The organism is Natronomonas marina, from assembly GCF_024298905.1.
GTDB lineage: Archaea > Halobacteriota > Halobacteria > Halobacteriales > Haloarculaceae > Natronomonas > Natronomonas marina.
Window position 1 is genome coordinate 3,112,322 of sequence record NZ_CP101154.1, and the last position, 20,521, is coordinate 3,132,842.

Genomic DNA, 20,521 nt, shown 5'->3' on the forward strand with positions numbered 1-20,521 from the left:
AGTTTCTGTCTCACCACGAGCCGCCGCCAGCGGACCGCAAGAACCGTAAGCCGACCGGGCGATTCCCGTCCGTGGAGACGACACACGAGATACGTGTCGGCGACGCCCGCGAACTCGACCTCACGCCGGGCAGCGTCGAGCTGGTCGTCACCTCGCCGCCGTATCCGATGGTCGAGATGTGGGACGACGCCTTCGCCGCCCAGAGCCCGGCGGCCGCCGAGGCGCTGGACGCCGGCGACGGCGAGGCCGCCTTCGAGGCGATGCACGCCCTGCTCGACGACGTCTGGGACCGGGTCGCCGACGCGCTCCGCCCCGGCGGCGTCGCCGCCGTCAACGTCGGCGACGCGACCCGGCGCGTCGACGGCGAGTTCCGGCTGTACCCCAACCACGCCCGCATCGTCGAGGCGCTGTCGGCGGCCGGTCTCACCCAGCTTCCGGGCATCATCTGGCGCAAGCCGACCAACAGCACGGCGAAGTTCATGGGGTCGGGGACGCTGCCGACCAACGCCTACGCGACCCTCGAGCACGAGCACGTCCTCCTGTTCCGGAAGGGCGACACCCGGTCGTTCCCGCCGAACGACGCCGACCGCTACGCGTCGGCGTTCTTCTGGGAGGAGCGCAACGAGTGGTTCTCCGACTGCTGGGAGGTCCGCGGCACGAGTCAGGCGCTCTCGCCCGACGACGGCCGGCGGGAGCGGTCGGGTGCCTTCCCGCTGGAGATTCCGCTCCGGCTCGTCCGGATGTACTCCGTGCGGGGCGACACGGTGCTGGACCCGTTCGTCGGTACCGGCACCACCTCGCTGGCGGCGCTGCTGGCGGGCCGGTCGTCGGTCGGCGTCGAGCGGGACCCCGAACTGGCGTCGGCCTTCGGCGAGCGGGCCGCGGGGACGCCGGCCCACGCCGACCGGATGGCCGAGCGCCGCCTCCGGCGCCACCGCGAGTTCGTCGCCGACAACCCCGAGACGGTCAACTACGAGGCCGACCACTACGACACCCGCGTCGTCACGAAGGCCGAACGCGAGATCCGGCTGTCGACGGTGACCGACATCGAGCGCGTCGGCGACGACCCGCTACGGGTTCGCGCCACACACGAGGCGTACTGACCGGCGGCCTCCGCGACCCACGAGCACTATTACTCGCCGGCCCGAGGCCCGAACATGACCCTCGACTTCGAGTCGTTCACGCTGGCGGCGGCGACGGCGGACCTCGACGAGGAGCCCGCCGCCCGCGAGCACGCCGACTGCGTGGAGTTCCGGATGGACCTGGCCGACGAGCCGCTGGATGCGCTCGGGGCCTACGACGGCGACCTGCCGCTGCTCGTGACCAACCGCCCCGAGTGGGAAGGCGGCGAGGCGGAGCCGTCGGGCCGCATCGACACGCTGGAGACGGCGATCGAACACGAGGCGGTCGCGGCCGTCGACATCGAGCTGGCGACGCTGTCGGGCGGGGAGGGTCACGACCTCGTCGAGCGGGCGGCCGAACTGGGCGTCTCCGTCGTCGTCTCCACCCACGACTTCGAGGAGACGCCGCCGCGGCCGGAACTCGGGCGACTCCTGACCCGGGCCGGCGGGGTGGGCGACGTGGCGAAACTCGCGGTCACCGCCGAGAATCCCGACGACTGCCTCGACCTGCTGGCTGCGACGCGTGCCCACGCCGCCGAGGGCGCGACCGTGGCGACGATGGCGATGGGCGAGGTCGGCAAGCACACCCGCGCCGTCGCGCCGGTCTACGGCTCGAAGATCGGCTACGCGCCGGTCGACCCCGCGGAGGCGACCGCGCCGGGCCAGTACGACCTGGCGACGCTGCGGTCGCTGGTCGAGGGGCTGTCGTAGGGAGGGGCCGCGGGAACCGTCGCCGTCGGCTCCCTCAGAACGGGAACGACCGCTCCTCGCGCTGGACGGAAATCCACTTCTCCTCGGTGAGTTCCCGCATGATGGACTCGCCGTGGAACCGCCCGATTCCGGAGGCCTTCATGCCGCCGAACGGGACGGCGGGCTCCTCGTTGATTGGCTGGTCGTTGACGTGGACCATGCCGGCGTCGATGGCGTCGGCGACGTCCTCCGCGCGGTTGCGGTCGCTCGACCACACGGAGGCCGCCAGCCCGTACTCGGTGTCGTTGGCGAGTTCGACGGCCTCCTCGTCGTCGGAGAAGGGGATGACGGGCGCGACGGGGCCGAAGTGCTCGTTGCAGGCGGCGGCCATGTCGTTGGTGGCGTCCGACAGCACGGTCGGTTCGACGACGAGGCCGTCGTGGTCGCCGCCGGTCTCCAGCGTCGCGCCGGCCTCGACGGTCGACTCGACGTACTCGAGGATGGAGTCGCGCTGGGACTCGTTGATGATGGGACCGACGATGGTGGCGGGTTCGTGAGCGCTGCCGGTCGGCAGCATCTCGGCCTTCTCGACGAGGCCCTCGACGAACTCGTCGTAGACGGACTCGTGGACGAGGTGGCGGTTGATGGAGATGCAGACCTGGCCCTGGTGGGAGAAACTGCCGAAGGCGCTGCCGGCGACGGCGTTCTCGAGGTCGGCGTCCTCCAGGACGACGTTGGGACCGTTGCCGCCCAACTCCATCGCGGGGAAGGCGAGCGTGTCGACGGCCTGCTTTGCGACCCGTCGGCCGACGGGCGTCGAGCCGGTGAACGCGACCACGTCGACATCGGGGTGGCCGGCGACGCGGTCGCCGATGTCGCTGCCGCGGCCGGTGACGACGTTGACGAGGCCGTCCGGAACGCCGGCGGCCTCGAACAGTTTGCCGACGAGCAGCCCGCTCGTGACGGGCGTCTCGCTGGCGGGCTTGACGACGACGGCGTTGCCGAGGGCCACGGCCGGCGCGACGGCGCGGATGGCCAGGTGCAGCGGGAAGTTCCACGGCGGGATGACGGCGACGACGCCGGCGGGTTCGCGCTTGACGAGGTTCTCCTTGCCGGCGATGGTCGAGTCGCGGACGTCGCCGCCGGCCTGGGCGGGCAGCGTCGCGGCCTCCTCGACGTCGGCCTCGGCGGTCCGTATCTCCATCGTGCTCTTGATTCGGCTGCTGCCGGACTCGGCGACGAGGAGTTCGGTGACCGTCTCCTCGTGGCGCTCCAGCAGGTCGGCGACCTCCCGGACCGCGGCGGTGCGGTCGGCGGCCGAGCGGTCGGCCCAGCCGGACTGGGCGGTCACGGCGGCGTCGTAGGCGTCGTCGACGTCGTCGACGGTCCCGGCCGGCACCTCGCCCCACCGCTCGCGGGTCGAGGGGTCCGTCACGGTGATCGTCTCCCTGTCGCCGGGGGCGAGCCACTCGCCGCCGACGAGGAGTCGGTTCCAGTTCGCGTCCGCGTCGAGGTCGGGTGCGACCGCCTCGGATGGGGTGGACTGGGCCATCAATCGGTATCGGTTTCTCCGACCCTCAAATCTGTCGGTTCTGGAACTGGTAGCGGTTACTCCAGCGTGTGAGGCGAGCGCCCGCAGGCTTAAGCGTCCGCGTCCGGTAGCCCCCGGCGGGATGAGCCAGGAACGGGAGCGACGGCCCGTGCTGGCCGCGCTGTTGAGCGTCCTCCAGCCGGGGCTGGGCCACGTCTACCTCCGGGAGTGGCTCCGGGCCTGCCTGTGGGCGGGCGTCTGGACGGTCTCACGGGCCGGCGTCGCCGTCTCGGCCGGCGTCGACCTCACGGACGCCGAATCGGTCGTCGTGGCATTCGGACTCTTCCCCGGCGCCAGCGGGCTCCCGCCGGAGGCGGCGCTGGCGATGGTCGCGGTCACGGCCGTTTCGACGCTCGACGCCTACTGGCTGACCGCCCGCAACAACCACCGTATTCGGAAAGAGGCGAGCCGCTGTCCGCACTGCGGGCGGGGCCTGGACCCGACGCTCTCCTTCTGTCACTGGTGTACGGAGCCGAGAGACGGCGACGGGACGGCCTAGTCGGTCGTCCTGTGCCGTAGCTTATTAATGTCGACCGACACTACCGCCGGACACACCCGCCTCGCGCGGCGTGTGGTCCCAACTATGACCGCCAACGACCAAGAACTCGACGAGGAACTCCTGAGCGCCTGCCGGACGACGGTCGGCGACGAACTGCGGAGCCTCACGTACTTCACCGCCGACGACCACCGGCTGATATACCTCCGCGAGGACCTCGAACACGACGGCAGCATCGAGACCTTCGCCGCCAACGAGCGGATGGGATTCGCCTCTCAGGGTACCTACGAGGACCCCGAACTGGGCGACTACGAGGCGACGGTACGGGTCTTCGAGAACGGCTACCTGACCCGCGTCATCGTCGGCGACCACGGCGCCTTCATCACGACCGACGAGATGAAGATAGAGCGGTTCTCGGAGACGGCCGAATCGGTCGAGGAGATACTCGCGGAGTTCCGGTAGCCCGCCGCCCGCCGACGCCCCGTCGCCGGAACGACCGTCGGGAGGACACGTCTCGCCACGACGCCCTCGGACGTTATATTACGCTCCGGAACGTACGCCGCCATATGTCGTCGAACCCCTCCACGTCCGTCGAGATGGCGGACACCGTCTCCGCGATCCTCTACGCCATCGCGGGCTGGCTGCTCGTCGGGTTGGGATCGCTGGGACTGGTCGGGACGGCACTTCGAATCGGCGGCAACACGGCACCGACGAACCTGGCACTGTCGACCGTGGTGGTGCTGCTGTCGCTGACGATGATCCTCTTCGGCGTCTTCGTCAACCCCCGGTTTCGCCGCCGGCTGGACAGGGGCGGCCCCGTTACCGACTTCGGGCGGACCCGCTCCGTCAACAGCCGCCCCCTCCGCCCCGGAGAAGGACGGACGGTGGAATGTGTGATCTGCGGGACGCGGACCGACCGCGGACTGGTCAGACGCTACCGCGAGGAGTTCCGTCTCGCCGGTCTCCCGGTGTCGACCCGCTCGGAGGGACGCAACCACTACTGTCTCGACTGTGCCACGGCCGAACCGACGAACCGCCGGCCGGTCGGGTCGGTCGGCAGTATCGAGGAGTCCGTCGTAGAGAGCGACGACCGCCTCCAGACGGAGGAGCAGTAGCCGAACTCCGAAACCGACGCTTCGCCGACGCCCGGAAAGCCGGGGCGAACCGCCGTCCGTACCGGGCGAAAATCGTCTCGGGTCGCGGCCGCGCTACTTCTCGATGATGGACTCCTCGACCTCCTCGCCGAAGTGGCGGGCGACGTCCTCGTAGTACAGCAGGATCTCGTCGCCCTCTTGGAGTTCGGTGACGGCCTTGCGGCCCTCGCCCGTGGCGACTTTGATGGTCTCGGCGTTCTGCAACAGCGTCTCGACGCGGTCGCCCCCGTCGGTTTCGGCCTCCAGGCGGAACATCGGCCGCTGTTCTATCTTCACGCGGCCGACGATGGCCTTCCTGGTGTTGCCGGCGGTGTCGACGACCTGTACCTCGTCGCCGGAACTCAGTTCCGAGAGGTACTTCGTCTCGCCCTTCGGCGTGCGGACGTAGGCGTGGACAGCGCCGGCGTTGACCCGGAACGGTCGGCTGGCGACGTACGGCGAGTCGGCGGTCTCGGCGTGGACGAAGAACAGTCCGCGGGACATCGACCCGACGAGCATCCCCTCGTCGTGGTCCAGCATCGAGGCAGTGTCGACGCAGACGCGGTCCGCGGACCCGGTCTGCTCTATCGTGGTCACCGTCGCCCGCTGGAGGTCGAGGTGTTCGCGCTCGGTGACGTCGCGTGCCTCAACGGTCGCCCGTATCTCGTCGGGGTCGTCGGTGTCGAGCAAGACGGCGTCGGCGCCGAGTTCCAGCGTCTCGAAGGCGGTCTCGGCCTCGGCGGCCGACTGGACGCCGGCGACGATGTCGGTCTCCTCGCCGATGCGGGCGATGAGGTTCTCCAGCGGGATGATCTGCCAGTCCTCGCCGACGACGATGGTGTAGTCGGCGTCGCGGGCGGCCTCCTCGGCGAAGGTCTCGTACTCCTCGCCGAGGATGCGGACGTAGGCACCGGCCGGCCCGTCGGTGCGCCGCAGCGTCGTCAGGTCGGCCGACCCCGAAAAATCCGTCGGCAGGTCGACGGTGCCGTCGCCCTCGCCGTCCTTGCCGACGACGACGGCGTCGGGGTCGGCGGCCTCGGGTTCCTCGGCGTCCATGACGTGGACGTCGTCGCCGGCGAAGGCGGCAATCGAGACCGCGCCGAGTTCGCGGACGCGGGCGACGTCGCTCTCGTCGACGAGGACCCAGTCGACGCCGGCCTCGAGACCCGCCGTGATGCGACGCTTGCGCGCCTCCCAGTCACCGACCGCGTCGTCGGCCTTCAACCAGACGGAACGTGTCATGCTCGTCGGGTCGGGTGGGGGCGTATTTAAGGTAGCGGAAGCCAACCCCCGGACAGTACACTCATGTGTCGTCACTCGTAATGGGACCAAGGATGGAGGCAAGGCAGGTCCTCCGATGATGCGAACGCTGCTCGCGGCGTGCTGTCTCGTCGGGCTAGTGCTGGGCGGAGCGCTGGCGCCCGCGGTCGGCATCGGGACGCCGGTCCCCGACCTCGGGGTCGAGGACGGCGGCGAGGCCGGGGGCGGCACCTCCTTCGGTGACGCCGACGAGGGTATCGGCAGCGACGACGTCTTCGGCAACGGCTCCGACGACCTCGGCGTCGAGAGCTACGGCGGCGTCACGGCCGGCGGCTACCCGGACCGGGCGACCGTCGGCGGACGGCTCGAGCTGTCCGACCACGAGGCGTTCCGCGTCGAGAGCCCCGAACCGCGGCGGTGGCGACTCGGTGCCTACGCGAGATACACCGGCGACGGCTGGGAGCGCAACGCCACCCGGCCGGAACCGCTCACCTCGCCGCTTCCGACGGTGCTGAACGACCGCACCCGGCCGCAGTACGAGGTTCGCGTCACCGCACTCCGGCCCTTCGAGGGGCTGATTTCGCCCTGGAGACCGGCCTTCGCGGCCGCGGGCGACAACCGCGTGCTCGTCGACCGCGAGCGAGCGCTGACCGTCGAGAACCGCATCGAGACCGGCGACGAGTACACGACGTTCACCTACGGGCGCATCTCGCGGGAGACGGCTGCCGTGGCCAGCGACGGCGACTACCCGAACGACATCGAGGCCCGGTACACCCAGTTGCCGGCCGACACCCCCGAGCGCCTCGGCAACCGGACCGCCGAGATAACCGAAGACGCCGAGACGCCGTTCGAGGCGGCCGTCGAAGTCGAAGACTGGCTGGAGGACAACAAGGAGTACTCGCTGAACGCGACCCACGACCGCGGGGACGACATCGCCACCCAGTTCGTCTTCGAGATGGAGGCCGGCTACTGCCAGTACTTCGCAACGACGATGGTCGCCATGCTGCGGACCCAGGGGATACCCGCCCGCTACGTCACCGGCTACGGACCCGGCGAGCCGGTCGGCGACGACGAGTACCTCGTCCGCGGCGAGGACGCCCACGCCTGGGTCGAGGTGTACGTCGCCGACGTCGGTTGGGTGACCTTCGACCCGACGCCGGCCGAGGAACGGGCGGAGGCAGGTCGGGACGCACGGTCGCTGGACGACCTCGGCGAGGACTGGACCCCCGACGACGGGGACAACGACACTCTCGACATCCCGACGGCGACCGACGACGGCCCACGGCCGACGACGGTCACGCTGACGGCCGACCCGGTTCCCGGCCGGCGCGCCTCGGCGGTCGTGACCCAGGACGACCGACCGGTCAGGAGCACGCCCGTCACGTTCAACGGCCGCGACGTCGGCCGGACGAACCGTGCCGGCGCCGTCGCCGGCGCCGTGCCGTACACCGACTCGCTGATCGTCGACGTTCGCCTCGAGAGCCAGCCGGCTCGCTTCGGCGCCGACGGCGCCCCCGGCCGGCAGATAACCCGACGAACGGGGTCGGCAACCGGCAACGCGCAGGTGGCCTTCGACCTCCCGACCGAGATCACCGTCGAGGTGCTCGGCGATCCGGAACCGGGCGGGCGCATCGAGATCGTCGCCGCGCTTTCGGAGGCGCCGGTCGAGAACGCGACGGTCGCCGTCGACGGCCGGCGGGTCGGGAGGACCGACGAGCAGGGTGCGGCGACGCTCTCGCTGCCCGACGGCGAGACCGCCGAGATAACCGTCGAGCGCGGCGACGCCGCCGGGAACCGGACGCTCTCGCTCGTCTCGGCGAACGACTCGGAGGCGGTCGCAGCCGAAGCGAGCGGCGATCTGAACGTCTCGGTGACGCCGCAGTTCCCGGTCGCGCTGCCGGCGACCCCGGCGACGGTCGACGTCACCTACCGGGGCGAGCCGGTGTCGAACGCGACCGTCGTCGTCGACGGCGAGGCGGTTGGCGCGACCGACCCCGAGGGTGCCCTCGGCGTTCGGCTCCCGCTCGCCGAGCCGGTGACGGTCACCGCGACCGTGCCGATCAACGGCTCGGCGGGCGGCAGCGGCGGCGACGGCGGCCCGTTCGGTGACCGCGGCGCCGGCATCGAGGCGTCGACGCTGACCGGGACCGCGACCGTCGACGGCGTCCGGCGGAACACGGGCGGCGCCGTCGCCGTCCTCGTTTTCGCGGCGGTGGCCCTCGGCGGCGTCGCCCGCCGACGGGAACTGACCGTCCACGGGTCCGCCCGAAGCGCCCGCCGCGGGGCGGCCGGGACGCTCCGGCGCGCCGTCGGAAGTCTCGTCGGCCTGGCCGACGCCGTCGACGCCGGGGTCGCCGGCCTCCTCAAGCGGGGGCGTCGCGTCGCCGGACTGCTCGGCGACGGTCCGGAGGGAATCGCGGTCCTCCTGGGGGAGACCGCTGACGCCCTCCTCGGGATCGCTCTCGCCGCCGGGGGGCTGATTCGGCGGTTCGGTCCGCGCGCCCTGCTCGCGGCCGTCCGGAGCGAGGAGCCGCCGTCCCGGACGGCCGACGCCGACCCGGCGACGACGGTTCGTGAGGCGTGGACGGAACTGCGGGACCACGTCACGGTTCCGTCCTGGCGGACGTCGACCCCCGGCGAGATAGCGCGGTGGGCAATCTCCCGCGACGGCCTCCCGGAGGAGGCGGTGGCGACGCTGCGGGACGCCTTCCGCGAGGTCGAGTACGGCGCCGGCAACGCCGAGGAACGCGCAACCGAGGTGCGGGAGGCACTCGAGGAGATACGGACCGAGACGACGGGTGGCGACGAGCCGGAGGTGGCGGATGACTGACCGCCTGCTCCGGGTTGCGGTCGCCGCGGTCGGCGTCGCCGCCGTCACCGGCTCGGCGGCGCTGTTCTTCGAGCCGGGGGCGGCCGGGGCCGTCCTCCCGGTGGCGGCGATAGCCGAGACGACGACGCTGTCGGCCGCGGGCGCCCGTGCGCTCGCGTTCGGCGCCGTCGGCGCCGGCTGTCTGCTGTGGGTCGCCTCGGCCTCCCGGCGTACCGGCGACGACGCCCCGTCGGAGCCGGCCTTCCCGCCACTCGCCGCCGAGGACGCCGGGACGACCGCGGTGGCGGTCGGGGACGGGTTCGACCGCAACGTCGGGGAGACGCTGGCGGCCGTCGCCGAGGGCGACGACCGGGACGCGGTCCGATCCGACCTGCGGTCGCTCGCGGTCGCGGTCGTCGCCCACGTCGAGGGCTGTTCGCGGCGGACGGCCAGGCAGCGAGTCACCGACGGCGAGTGGACCGACGACCCGGTAGCCGCGGCCTACCTCGCCCGCGATCCGGGGCTGCCGCTTCGCCGTCGGCTCCTGGCACGACTCCGGCCGCGGGCGTCGAAACGCCGCCGCATCGAGCGAACGGTCGCGGCCGTCGAGTCGCTTCTGGACGGCGAGGGGCGCTCCGGATGAGCGCCGACGCCGACGACCGGTTCGACGCCGCCGCGTTCGCGGCCGTGACGCTCCTGACGACGGGGGCGGTGCTCGGCAACGGCGTCCTGTTCGTCGCCGCGACCGTCCCGGCCGTCTACCTGGTCGCGGAGGCGCTCTCGACGCCGCCGTCGCCGTCGTCGGTGGCCGTCGAGCGGTCGCTGGCCGACGCCGCCGTCGCGCCGGGCCAGCGAACGACGGTCACCCTCGCGGTCACCAACGGGGGCGACCGGCCGATTCCGGACCTCCGCGTCGTCGACCGCCCGCCGGAGGCCGTGTCGGTCGTCGAGGGAGCGCGGCGCGGCTGCGTGTCGGTCCGGCCCGGCGAGACGGAGTCGGTCACCTACGAGGTGGTCGCGGGCCACGGCGAACACGAGTTCGACGACCCACTCGTCCGGCTCCGCTCGCTGTCGGCGGTCGGCCGGCGGACCGCCGTTCGGCCGGTGGCCGGCGACGCGACGCTGTCCTGCCGGCGGACGGCCGACCCGCCGTCCGTCCGGTCGGCCTCGCGCCGGCAGGTCGGCACGCGGCCGGCCGACAGCCCCGGCAGCGGCCTGGAGTTTCACTCCCTCCGGGAGTACCGCCACGGCGACGACGTCAGCCGGGTCGACTGGCGGCGCTTCGCCAAGACGGGCGACCTCTCGACGGTCAACTTCCGGGAGCCGCACGCCACCGGGACGGTCGTCGTCGCGGACGCCCGGCGGCCGGGGCGGGTCGGCCGCGCCCCCGACCACCCGACGGCCGCGACGCTGTCGGTCGACGCGGCCGAACGGCTGTTCGTCCGGCTGGCCGACGCCGGTAACCGGGTCGGACTGTCGGCGCTCGGCGTCTCGGCCGCCGCCGTCGACGCGCCGGTCGACGGCGACCGTGCCGACCGGCCGTGGGTCCCGGTCGGGAGCGGCGAGACGACCCGGACGCGGGCGACCGCGGTGCTGGAGACGGCCGCCGAGGCCGCCGCCGACCGACCCGACTCCCCGTTCCCGCGGGGTACCGACGGCGTCCAGCAGCGCGTCGATCCGGCACGTCCCGCCGCGCTCCGGGAGCGACTCCCCGGGTCGACCGCCGTCGTCCTGGCGACGCCGATGCTGGACGACGAACCCGTCTCGTTCGTCGAGGCGCTGTCGGCGGCCGGCCACCCGACGTTCGTCGTCAGCCCCGACGTGACCGGTGGCGAACGACTCGGTGGACGGGTCGTCGCCACGGAGCGACGGCTCCGCATCGAGCGGCTCCGGGCGGGCGGGACGACCGTCGTCGACTGGGACGTCGCCGACCCGCTGTCGGTCGCTATGGAGGGATCGGCGTGAGCGTCGCCCGCCCGGACGCGACCGCCGCCGATCGACCGACCCGGACGGCCGCCGTCGGCAGCGTCGCCGTCGCGCTCGTTGCGACGGGCGCCCTCGGGGTGGCGACGGGGGCTCCCGGACCGACCGCGGTCGGCCTGGCCGCCGGACTCGCACTCGCGGGGGCGGCGAGGGCCGAGAGCGGCCGTCGGCGCCCCCTCCTGTCGGGGCTGCTCGCGGCCGTTGGCGGCCTGCTCGGGGTCGCCGGCATCGCCTTGGTCACGCTCGCCCGGGTGCCGTGGCCGCCGGTCCCGCCGGTGCCCTTCCTGCCCGCCGCTCCGTTCGCGTTCCTCCTGGCCGGCGCGCTGGTGGGGTTCGGCGCCGGCGCAGCGGTCTGGCACCTCCCACCGGAGCGGGCCGGTCGCGCCGGACTCCGGGCGGTCGCGGTCGCGGCCGTCCCGCTGGGCGTCGCGGTCGCGGCTGCCGGCGGGGTTCCGGCGGCGGTCCTCGTCGGCGCCGTCGCCGCCGGGGTCGCGGTCCTGCGGCCGTCGCTCCCGGACGCCGCCGCGGTCGTGACCGGCCTCGTGCTCGTCGGGGGCCTGCTCGCAGTCCACGGACGACTCGCGGCCGTCGCCGTCGACGCCGCCGCGACCGAGGCCAGACGACGGTTCCTCGTCGATCTGCTGGCGGCCACGGGATCGCTCGGTGCCGCCGCGACCGTCCTCGTCGCGGCGCTCGCGCTGGCGGCGCTGTTCTCGCTTTCGGTCCGACTGGCGGGCGAGCCGGGACCCCTCGGCGACGGCGCGGGACCGACCCTCGCCAGCGCCGGGACGTTCCTCGGGGCCGTGGCGGCCGGTGTCGCGGAGGCGCAGTTCGTCGTCGTCTTCTGTGGCGTCGCCGCCAGCCTGCTCGCCTGGGACCTCGGGGAGTTCGCGGCGACGCTCGGTCGGGAGGTCGGCCGGCAGGGGCCGACCCGCCGGGCGGAACTCGTCCACGCGGCCGGCGGAGTCGCACTCGGGGCGGTCGGCGTGGGGGCGGCGGTCGCGGTCGCGGCGCTGGCCGGCGTTCTCTCGGCAGTCTCGGCGCCGGCGACGGTCGTCGCGGCCGCGGCCGCCGCCGTCGGGACGCTGCTCCTCGTCGTGGCCGCCCGGTAGTCATACGGATCGTTGTAGTCTTTTACCGGTGATCGCCGACTCCGCACGGGCGATCATCGGTAAATCGTTACAACAATCCGTATCAGTCGTCGGCGGCCGCGACGGCCGGCACCTCGATTCGGTCCATCGTCGTCTCGACGACGGCGGCGGGGTCGACGTCCTGGACGGTCGCCTCGGCGGTCAACACGAGTCGGTGGGCGAACGTCTCCCGGACGACCGCCTTCACGTCGTCGGGGACGACGTACTCCCGGCCCGCGACCAGCGCGCGGGCACGGGCCACCTCGAAGAGTCGCTGGATGCCTCGCGGGGAGACGCCGACCTCGACGCGGTCGTCCTCGCGGGTCGCCCGCCCGAGTTCGATGACGTACTCCCGGATGGCGTCGTCGACGGCGATGGACTCGACGGCGGCCTGTAACTCGACGACGCGGTCGCCGTCCAGCACCGCCCGGGGGTCCGGCGTCCGGGTCGTCCGGTCGGCGCGACGGTCGATGATGCGTCGGGCGCCCTCGTGGTCGGGATACCCCAGGCTCGTCTTCAGCACGAACCGGTCGCGCTGGGCCTCCGGCAGCGTGAACGTGCCCTCCTCCTCGATGGGGTTCTGGGTCGCTATGACGAAGAACGGCTCCGGGAGCGCGTAGGTCGTCCCGTCGGCCGACACCTGTTTTTCGGACATCGCCTCAAGCAGGGCGGCCTGGGTCTTCGGCGGCGCGCGGTTGATCTCGTCGGCCAGCACGACGTTGGCGAAGACGGGACCTTCGGCGAACTCGAACTCGCCGGACTCCTCGCGGTAGACGTGCGAGCCGGTGATGTCGCCCGGCAGGAGGTCCGGCGTGAACTGGATGCGGTTGAAGGAGAGTCCGAGCGCCGTGGCAAAACTGCGTGCGGTCAGCGTCTTGCCCGTGCCCGGAACGTCCTCCAGCAGGACGTGGCCCCGCGCGAGCACGCCCGTCAGTACCGTCTCGAGAACGCGCCGGTCGGCCACCACCGCCTCCTCGACGGCGTCGAGGACGGTCCCGCAAACCGCCGACGCCTCGGATACGTCCATAGCGGGGGATACGGCTGGACGTATTTGAATGTCTCCGTGGTCGCGGTCGTCCGGAGGCCCGTCGTTCAGGCCTCGACGGCCAGCCCCGACCGTTCGAGGGCGTCCTCGGCGTCGGCGTCCTCGTGGACGACGAGCGACACCGCCCGGGCCATCGTCTCGGGGTCGTCGTGCTGGAAGACGGTCCGGCCCATCGAGACGCCGGCCGCGCCGGCGTCCATGGCGCCCCGCACGGCCCGCAGCGATTCGAGGTCGCCGTCGGGGGAGCCGCCGGCGATGAGCACCGGCAGCCGGGTGGCCGCACAGACCGGCTCGAAGCTCTCCGAGTCGCCGCTGTAGCCGGTCTTGATGAGGTCGGCGCCCAGTTCCTCGCCGAGGCGGACGGCGTGGGCCAGCGCCTCGGGGTCGTCGCCGTCGACATCGGGACCTCGGGCGTAGGTCATCGCCAGCACGGGCAGGCCGTACTCGGCGGCCTCGTCGGTGAGTTCGGCCAGTTCCTCGATCTGTTCGCGCTCGTGGGTCGACCCGACGTTGATGTGGAAGGAGACGGCGTCGGCGCCGGCCCGGATTGCGGCCTTCACCGACCCGGTCGAGCGCTTGTCGTTGGCGTCGGGGCCGATGACCGTCGAGCCGTTGAGGTGGACGACGTAGCCCGCGCCGTTCTTGCTGTCGTGGACGCGGGGCGCGATTCCCTTCTGTGTCAGCACGGCGTCGGCGCCGCCCCGGGTGACGGCGTCGATGGTCGACTCGATGTCGACGAGTCCTTCGACCGGGCCGAGCGTGATGCCGTGGTCCATCGGGACGACGACGTAGCGGCCGTCCGTCCCGAGACGGTCCAGCCGGGCGGCGGTGCCTGTTGTCATGGTTCGTGGTGTGGCAGGTTCGGTCATGTTCCTTCCGGTCGCGGCCGACGTTGCGCGCCGGCGAGGGCGCCCTCCTTCAGTTCGCGGCCCTTCGCTTCCAGTCGAGCGGCCACCGCCTCGGTCGAATCGTCGTTCTCGTGGCCCTCGGCGACGATGTCGACGAGTGCCGACCCGACGATGACGCCGTCGGCGCCGGCGGCGACCACCTCGGCCGCCTGCTCGCCCGAGGAGATGCCGAAACCGACCGCCTTCGGGACGCCCCGGGCGCCCTCGTGGGCGGCGAGGCGTTCGAGGCTCTCGGCGGTCCGGTCGGAGACGTCCGCGCGGGCGCCGGTGACGCCCAGTCGCGCCTGGACGTAGAGGTAGCCTGAGACCCGCTCGAGGATGGTCTCGAGGCGGTCGCCCCGCGTCGTCGGCGCGACGATGAACACCAACTCGAGACCGAACTCGTCGCAGGCGGCCCGAAGCAGGTCGGCCTCCTCGGCCGGCAGGTCGGGTACGACGAAGCCGTCGATGCCGACCTCGGCGGCCCGCTCGACGAACGGGTAGACCGGCCGGTCGTCGCTCGCGGTTTCGCCGTTCCCGTACTGGTAGATGAGGTTGTAGTAGGTCATACAGACCAGCGGCACCTCGACGTCCAGCGCCTCGACGAACTCGAAGAACCGCTCGGGCGTCATGCCGGCATCCAGCGCCCGGACGACGGCCTGCTGGATGGTCGGTCCCTCGGCGATTGGTTCGGAGAAGGGAAGCCCCAGTTCGACGACGTCGGCGCCACCGCGGGCCAGCGCCTCGACGTACTCCACGGAGGCCTCGAAGTCGGGGTCGCCGGCCGCGAGGTACGGCACGAAGGCCGGCTCCTCGAAGGCGGATTCCAGGCCCGCCGACCCGTCCGCCTCGGGGTCGGTCACTCGAACACCTCCATCGATGGGGCGCCCTCGATGTCGCGCCCGTCGGTCTCCTCGATGACCGACTCGAGGTCCTTGTCGCCGCGACCGGAGACGTTGACGACGACCGTCTCGGGCAACTCGACGTCTCGGGTGGCCTCGGGGCCGGCGACGGCCTCGAGGAAGCCGAAGGCGTGGGCCGTCTCGAGGGCGGGGATGATCCCCTCCTCGCGGGAGAGCCGGTGGAACGCCTCGAGTGCGGCGTCGTCGTCGACGTTCGTCGGGACGACGCGGCCCTCGTCGACGAGGTGGGCCAGTTCCGGCCCGACGCCGGAGTAGTCGAGCCCCGAGGAGACGCTGTGGGACTCCATTATCTGGCCGTGGCCGTCCTGCAGGAGTTTCGTCCGGGCGCCGTGCAGTACCCCCTCCTCCCCGATGGACAGCGACGCGGAGTTGGGCGCGACGCCGGTCTCCTCGTCGACGGAGAGCGAGGAGCCGCCGGCCTCGACGGCGTAGAGGTCGACGTCCTCGTCGGCCACGAACTCCGCGAAGGCGCCCATCGTGTTCGACCCGCCGCCGGCACAGGCGACGACCGCACCGGGGAGCCCGCCGACCTGCTCGTCGAACTGCCGGCGGGTCTCCTCGCTGATGACCGACTGGAAGTCACGGACCATCGCCGGGAACGGCGCGGGACCGACGACCGACCCGATGACGTAGTGGGTCGTCTCGACGCTGCCCGCCCAGTCGCGCATCGTCTCGCTTATGGCCTCCTTCAGCGTCCCGCGGCCGACATCGACGGGGTTGACGGCAGCGTCGTTGAGCCGCATCCGGAAGACGTTGGGCCGCTGGCGGTTGATGTCGCGGCGACCCATGTATATCTCGCAGGGCATGTCGAGGTGGGCAGCGGCCATCGCCGTCGCGGTGCCGTGCTGGCCGGCGCCCGTCTCGGCGATGATGCGCTCCTTGCCCATGTACTTCGCCAAGAGCACCTGCCCCAGGGCGTTGTTCAGTTTGTGGGCGCCGCCGTGCAGCAGGTCCTCGCGCTTGAGGTACACCTCCCGGTCGTACCGGTCCGAAAGCTGGTCGGCCCGCTGCAGGGGCGTCGGCCGGCCGCCGAAGTCGGCCAGCCGCTGCCGGAACTCGTCCACGAAGCCGTCCTCGTTGTCGAGGACGTACCGCTCGTAGGCGTCCGTCAGCTCCTCGATGGCCGGCATCAGCGCCTCGGGCACGTACTGTCCGCCGTAGTCGCCGAATTTAGTTTCAGTTGACATCTGTGAGTCGCTCCGTGTTCTCCCGGACCGGGCCGTCCATGATGGCCGACCCGACGAGCAGGCCGTCGGCCCCGGCGTCGCGCATCCGCGAGACGGTCTCCCGCGTAGCTATGCCGCTTTCGGCAATCAGGGTGACGCTCTCCGCCGTGGCTGCCGGAACCGCCTCGACGACCCGCTCGAAGGTGCCGAGGTCGACCTCCAGTTCCGCCAGGTCGCGGTTGTTGACGCCGACGAGGTCGGCGCCCGCCGCCAGCGCCCGCTCGAGTTCCGCCGGGGTGTGGGCCTCGACGAGCACCTGAAAGCCTCGCTCGCGGGCCGCCGTCAGCAGTCCCTCGAGGTCGTCGACGAACCGGGCGATGAGCAACACGACGTCGGCCTCGACGACGTCGAGTTGGCCCTCCCGGAGGACGAAGTCCTTCCGGAGGACGGGGACGTCGACGGCCGCCCGGACCCGCCGGAGCGTCTCCGGGGACCCGCCGAAGTGTTCGGGTTCGGTCAGTACCGACAGCGCCGCCGCCCCGCCCGCGACCATCGACTCCGCGAGGGCGACGGGGTCGTCCGTCCGCTCGCCGTCGGTGGTCGGACTGGTCGGTTTCACCTCCGCGACGACGGGCACGCGCCCGTCGGCCTCGGCGGCCGCGAAGGCGGCCGGTAGCGACCGGGCATCGACCGACACCCGCCGGTCGGGGGCGGTCCGCGCTTCGGCTGCCGCCAGGATCGACCGGACGGCCGGCGCCAGTTCCTCACTGGTGTCCATTACTGTACACTAACGAACTGTTCTGGACATAAGAGTTGCGTCTCGGGCTAACGCTCGCCCGGTACCGAGGGGTCCGTCTCGCCGGTCGGGACCGTGGGGCGGGCGACACGGGCCTCGATTCGTCGACTGAAACGACCGGAAGACATCTATCGTGTGATGTGTTACTATGCCACATGACAGAACGAACGCCGGACATCCCGGACCCCGAGGAAGTGGGCGGGGATCACGGGGGCGTCATCGGTCTCTACGACTCCGAGGGCGGCGTGCCGACCTACGTGGTCGCCGACGTCGCCAGCGACGACCGGTGGGTTTCAGTGCCGGCCGCCGCGACGCTGTCGCTCGAGGAGTGGCAGTAGCGCAACCGGGCCGAACCGAACGCCGCCGCGTCCCGCCAGTGGCGACCCCGGGGACTCCCGCCTCGCTCCCGCAGGCGGTCGTGTGTGAACTTCGAATAAGTTTCTTCAGATTCTTCGACGCCGCTCGCGCGCCACGGCCGACTCGCCGAAATAAAACGACTTGCGGCATATAAAACGCCGGGACCTGCCGACGACAGACGTACCCGTCCGTACTCCGTACCGGGAGCAACGATGGGAGAGTTTAGTACGAGCCGACGGTCGGTGCTCAGGGGACTGGCAGCCGGCGGGGCCGCAGCGGCGCTGCCGTCGGCGGCCGAGGCCGCCGAACTGGCCGAGCGGACCGACCCGACGACGCGGGCGACCTTCCGGGCCATCGTCGACGCCGTGGTCCCGGAGACGCCGGAACTGGCCGACGAACTCGGGCCCGAACACGAGCCAGGTGGGCTGGAACTCGGACTCGAAGACTACCTGCTCACGGTCACCAACACCATCTTCTCGCTGTACGACGCGCCCGACCTCCTGGTCGCGGCCGCCATCGACGTCGAGGCCGACCTCGGGGAGGCCACGGTCGATCTCTCGGAGGCGGTGGGGACCGAGCAGGAGCCGACGCTCAACCTGCGGCTGGCGGAGCTCGTGGCCAAGGTCTGCGACGTCGCGGCCGTCGAACTGCTGGCACGCGGGGAAAACGAGGCCCGACCGGACCCGACCCGCTTCGAGGCCGGCGCCACGTTCGCGTCGCTGTCCCGGACCGACCGGCTGCGGGCGCTGTCGCTGCTGGACGAACGGCGGATCGATACGGCCCAGCTTCCCGGGCCCGTCCTCGAGGTGTCCGGCGCCCTCATCCCGCAACTGCTGGTCGCGTTCACCGAGGGCATCTACTACAGCGAGTGGCAGGGCTACGAGGACGTCGGGCGACCGCCCAGCGAGCGGGACTTCTCCGAGAGCGTCGACGGCGAGCGGCTCCAGAGCTGGCAGCAGACCGACTTCCCCGGTGTCATCGACGGCTCCGTCTCCTTCCGGGGCTACTGGGGGACGCCGGAGGCCAGCCTCGGCGAGGGTCGCGTCTGGAAGCCCTTCCCCGACGACGGCGACGGCTCGCCGTCGAAAATCTACTACGACCCCGGCGAGTTCCGGGAGAACGACTACGACACGAGCGACTACGAGGAGCCGTTCGACACCAGCGGCGAGCCGCCGGCCGACGGCGGACTGATACCGACCGAGGCCAGCCGACCCGAGGACGCCGTCGAGGAGGCCTGCGAGGGAATCGACGACGACCTGCTCGCGCGGGCCCGCGAGGAACTCCTCGGACAGGAGGTCGAGCGATGACCGACGCCTACGACGTGGTCATCGTGGGCGCGGGTGGTGACGGGCCGGTCGCGGCCTGGCGGCTGGGCGAACTCGGCCTGGACGTGCTCCTCTTGGAGGCCGGCCCCTTCTACGGCAACGAACAGTGGGAGAAGCCCACCGAGGAGCCCGGCGGCGAGACCTCCAGCAGCCCCGAGGACCTCTCGGGCGAACTGCTCGACGAGCAGTTCAGCACCCGGGAACTGGAAATGATCTACAAGCTCATCTTCGGCCCGGCCGACCACGAGCGCGGCTTCTGGTTCCGCAAGTTCCCCCGGTCGGGCATCACCATCCAGGCAGCCGGCGTCGGCGGGACGACGCTCGTCTACACCGGCAACCACCCGCGGGCCTACCCGGCCGCAATCGACGAACAGCCCCACTGGCCGGACTCGTTCGGCTACGAAGACCTGCTGCCGTACTACCGGCGGATGGAGGAGCTACTGGACGTCCAGCCGGCGCCCGTCACCGCGAAGGAGGAGCTGTTCTTCCAGGGCGCCGAGGAACGCGGCTACGACCTCGTCGACGGGAAGAACGTCACCGAGGTCGGCTACCGGCCCCAGCCGAACGCCATCCAGGCGCCCGACCAGAAACTCCGGGTCGAGCGCCGCGGCGACGGCGAACTCGTCGAGAACTACGACGGGAACTTCCGGCACCCGTCCGACCCCGAGGCGGTCGACCCCGTCGAGGGCCACACCATGGCCACGACGGAGATAATCGGCAACCCGCACCCGCTCGGGGCGCCCTACGAGGAGAAGGCCAAGAAGACGTCGGCCATCGGAATCGTTCCCGAGGCGCTGAAGACGGGCAACGTCACCGTCCGGCCGAACGCCTTCGTGACGGACGTGCTGGTCGACCGCTCGCTGGGCGGCAACCCCGAGGCGACCGGCGTCGAGTTCCGCGACACCTGGTCCGGCGACACCGAGCGGGTTTCGGCCGACACCGTCGTGCTGGCGGCGGGTGCCGTCGAGACGCCGCGACTGTGGCTCAACTCCGGGCTGCCGGCCAACGAGTGGGTCGGCAAGGGCATGACCCTCCACTTCGGCGACAACGTGATGGGCTTCTGGGAGGAGGAGGTCCTCGAGGAGCGCGTCGGCAAGCCGACCGCCGATCCCCAGGAGGGCCAGACCATCGCCGCCCGCTTCGACTACCCCGGCGTGGGGATGCTCCAGACGACGGGCTCGTACGCCGGCGTCGCCGCCATCCTCGGGTTCGGCGCCTCCGCCTCGGGATTCACGTTCACCAACGACCCCGCCGACGCGCCGTGGGACACCGTCGGTCGGCTGGCCGGCCCGAAGCTCAAGCGGTTCCTCTCGCGGTACCGGCAGGCGCTGCCCATCCTCGTCGTCACCGACGACCGGCCCCACAAGCGCAACGGCGTCAGCGTCGTCCCCGGCGTCACCGACGAACACGGCCCCATCCCGCAGGTCAACTACGTCCCGAGCAAGGGCGACGTCCGGCGGCGCGACGAGCTATCGGAGATCGCCACGAACATCCTGAAGGAGGCCGGCGCCGACCACGTCCACCGGTCGGACTCGCCGGCGACGGCCATCCACATCCACTCGACGATGGCGATGGGCAAGGTCGTCGACACGGCGTGTGAGGCCTACGACGTCGACCGGCTGTTCGTCGCCGACCACTCGGCGCTGGCCAACGGCGTCGGCGGCCCCAACCCCACGAACACGGGCCAGTCGCTGGCGCTCCGGACCGCCGAACGCATCGCCGACCGCTACTTCGACGCCCTGACGGACCCCATCGGGAACGCATGACGGTTCCAACGTCTCGGGACCGTCGCCCCACCTCAACTTTCAA

General features: G+C 71.9%; 19 protein-coding genes. 12 read left to right on the forward strand and 7 right to left on the reverse strand.

Annotated elements, in window-relative coordinates:
- Nucleotides 1-71: 71 nt before the first annotated feature.
- Together NLF94_RS16345 and NLF94_RS16350 are read left to right on the forward strand one after the other, a co-directional pair.
- Nucleotides 72-1,103 carry a DNA-methyltransferase gene (locus NLF94_RS16345; protein ID WP_254838696.1) on the forward strand — a complete coding sequence of 344 codons (1,032 nt, stop codon included), beginning with the start codon at nt 72-74 and terminating at the stop codon, nt 1,101-1,103.
- A 54-nt stretch (nt 1,104-1,157) separates the two neighbouring features.
- The gene (locus tag NLF94_RS16350; protein ID WP_254838697.1) at nt 1,158-1,832 is read left to right on the forward strand and encodes a type I 3-dehydroquinate dehydratase; all 675 of its coding nucleotides are present in this window, start codon (nt 1,158-1,160) and stop codon (nt 1,830-1,832) included.
- Between the two features lie 34 nt (nt 1,833-1,866).
- Here the strand turns inward: NLF94_RS16350 and NLF94_RS16355 are convergent, their stop codons facing one another.
- Nucleotides 1,867-3,363 carry an aldehyde dehydrogenase family protein gene (locus NLF94_RS16355; protein WP_254838698.1) on the reverse strand — a complete coding sequence of 499 codons (1,497 nt, stop codon included), beginning with the start codon at nt 3,361-3,363 and terminating at the stop codon, nt 1,867-1,869.
- A 121-nt stretch (nt 3,364-3,484) separates the two neighbouring features.
- On the opposite strand from NLF94_RS16355, the gene NLF94_RS16360 reads away from it, so the two are divergent.
- The 3 genes from NLF94_RS16360 to NLF94_RS16370 all read left to right on the forward strand — a co-directional run bounded on the left by NLF94_RS16360 (nt 3,485) and on the right by NLF94_RS16370 (nt 5,013).
- Nucleotides 3,485-3,901: a DUF7575 domain-containing protein gene (locus tag NLF94_RS16360; protein WP_254838699.1), complete on the forward strand. Its 417-nt coding sequence runs from the start codon at nt 3,485-3,487 to the stop codon at nt 3,899-3,901.
- An 84-nt stretch (nt 3,902-3,985) separates the two neighbouring features.
- The gene (locus NLF94_RS16365) at nt 3,986-4,360 is read left to right on the forward strand and encodes a DUF7522 family protein (protein WP_254838700.1); all 375 of its coding nucleotides are present in this window, start codon (nt 3,986-3,988) and stop codon (nt 4,358-4,360) included.
- A gap of 104 nt (nt 4,361-4,464) precedes the next feature.
- A complete protein-coding gene (locus NLF94_RS16370) occupies nt 4,465-5,013 on the forward strand; it encodes a DUF8108 domain-containing protein (protein WP_254838701.1) in 549 nt (182 codons plus the stop codon).
- 93 nt (nt 5,014-5,106) lie between these two features.
- Here the strand turns inward: NLF94_RS16370 and NLF94_RS16375 are convergent, their stop codons facing one another.
- Complete coding sequence (locus NLF94_RS16375; RefSeq protein ID WP_254838702.1) at nt 5,107-6,273, reverse strand: 3-dehydroquinate synthase II; 1,167 nt, start codon at nt 6,271-6,273, stop codon at nt 5,107-5,109.
- Nucleotides 6,274-6,391: 118 nt separating this feature from the next.
- Here NLF94_RS16375 and NLF94_RS16380 point away from each other — a divergent pair, with 118 nt between their 5' ends.
- Genes NLF94_RS16380 through NLF94_RS16395 form a run of 4 tightly spaced genes read left to right on the forward strand, consistent with a single transcriptional unit; the run spans nt 6,392 to nt 12,195 of the window.
- Nucleotides 6,392-9,121 (forward strand): transglutaminase TgpA family protein, encoded by a 2,730-nt coding sequence (locus tag NLF94_RS16380; protein WP_254838703.1) that lies wholly within the window; start codon nt 6,392-6,394, stop codon nt 9,119-9,121.
- Entirely contained in the window at nt 9,114-9,743 is a 630-nt protein-coding gene (locus NLF94_RS16385) for a DUF7269 family protein (RefSeq protein ID WP_254838704.1), read from the forward strand. The genes NLF94_RS16380 and NLF94_RS16385 overlap by 8 nt, the downstream gene beginning before the upstream one ends.
- Complete coding sequence (locus NLF94_RS16390) at nt 9,740-11,065, forward strand: DUF58 domain-containing protein (protein ID WP_254838705.1); 1,326 nt, start codon at nt 9,740-9,742, stop codon at nt 11,063-11,065. The genes NLF94_RS16385 and NLF94_RS16390 overlap by 4 nt, the downstream gene beginning before the upstream one ends.
- Nucleotides 11,062-12,195, forward strand: a complete 1,134-nt coding sequence (locus NLF94_RS16395; RefSeq protein WP_254838706.1) for a DUF7519 family protein — start codon at nt 11,062-11,064, stop codon at nt 12,193-12,195. Before NLF94_RS16390 ends, NLF94_RS16395 begins: the two co-directional genes overlap by 4 nt.
- 82 nt (nt 12,196-12,277) lie before the next feature.
- Here the strand turns inward: NLF94_RS16395 and NLF94_RS16400 are convergent, their stop codons facing one another.
- The 5 genes from NLF94_RS16400 to trpC form a co-directional block, all read right to left on the reverse strand.
- Nucleotides 12,278-13,240 (reverse strand): AAA family ATPase, encoded by a 963-nt coding sequence (locus NLF94_RS16400; RefSeq protein WP_254838707.1) that lies wholly within the window; start codon nt 13,238-13,240, stop codon nt 12,278-12,280.
- Nucleotides 13,241-13,305: 65 nt separating this feature from the next.
- Complete coding sequence (locus NLF94_RS16405) at nt 13,306-14,100, reverse strand: 2-amino-3,7-dideoxy-D-threo-hept-6-ulosonate synthase (protein ID WP_254838708.1); 795 nt, start codon at nt 14,098-14,100, stop codon at nt 13,306-13,308.
- 23 nt (nt 14,101-14,123) lie between these two features.
- Entirely contained in the window at nt 14,124-15,008 is an 885-nt protein-coding gene (gene trpA, locus NLF94_RS16410) for a tryptophan synthase subunit alpha (RefSeq protein ID WP_254838709.1), read from the reverse strand.
- Complete coding sequence (trpB, locus tag NLF94_RS16415) at nt 15,005-16,255, reverse strand: tryptophan synthase subunit beta (RefSeq protein WP_254838710.1); 1,251 nt, start codon at nt 16,253-16,255, stop codon at nt 15,005-15,007. The genes trpA and trpB overlap by 4 nt, the downstream gene beginning before the upstream one ends.
- Nucleotides 16,245-17,012, reverse strand: a complete 768-nt coding sequence (gene trpC / locus NLF94_RS16420; RefSeq protein WP_254838711.1) for an indole-3-glycerol phosphate synthase — start codon at nt 17,010-17,012, stop codon at nt 16,245-16,247. The genes trpB and trpC overlap by 11 nt, the downstream gene beginning before the upstream one ends.
- A gap of 173 nt (nt 17,013-17,185) precedes the next feature.
- On the opposite strand from trpC, the gene NLF94_RS16425 reads away from it, so the two are divergent.
- The 3 genes from NLF94_RS16425 to NLF94_RS16435 all read left to right on the forward strand — a co-directional run bounded on the left by NLF94_RS16425 (nt 17,186) and on the right by NLF94_RS16435 (nt 20,478).
- On the forward strand, nt 17,186-17,368 hold the full coding sequence (locus tag NLF94_RS16425) for a DUF7556 family protein (protein WP_254838712.1): 183 nt from the start codon (nt 17,186-17,188) through the stop codon (nt 17,366-17,368).
- Between the two features lie 231 nt (nt 17,369-17,599).
- Complete coding sequence (locus tag NLF94_RS16430; RefSeq protein WP_254838713.1) at nt 17,600-18,694, forward strand: hypothetical protein; 1,095 nt, start codon at nt 17,600-17,602, stop codon at nt 18,692-18,694.
- Complete coding sequence (locus tag NLF94_RS16435; RefSeq protein ID WP_254838714.1) at nt 18,691-20,478, forward strand: GMC family oxidoreductase N-terminal domain-containing protein; 1,788 nt, start codon at nt 18,691-18,693, stop codon at nt 20,476-20,478. Before NLF94_RS16430 ends, NLF94_RS16435 begins: the two co-directional genes overlap by 4 nt.
- Nucleotides 20,479-20,521 lie beyond the last annotated feature (43 nt).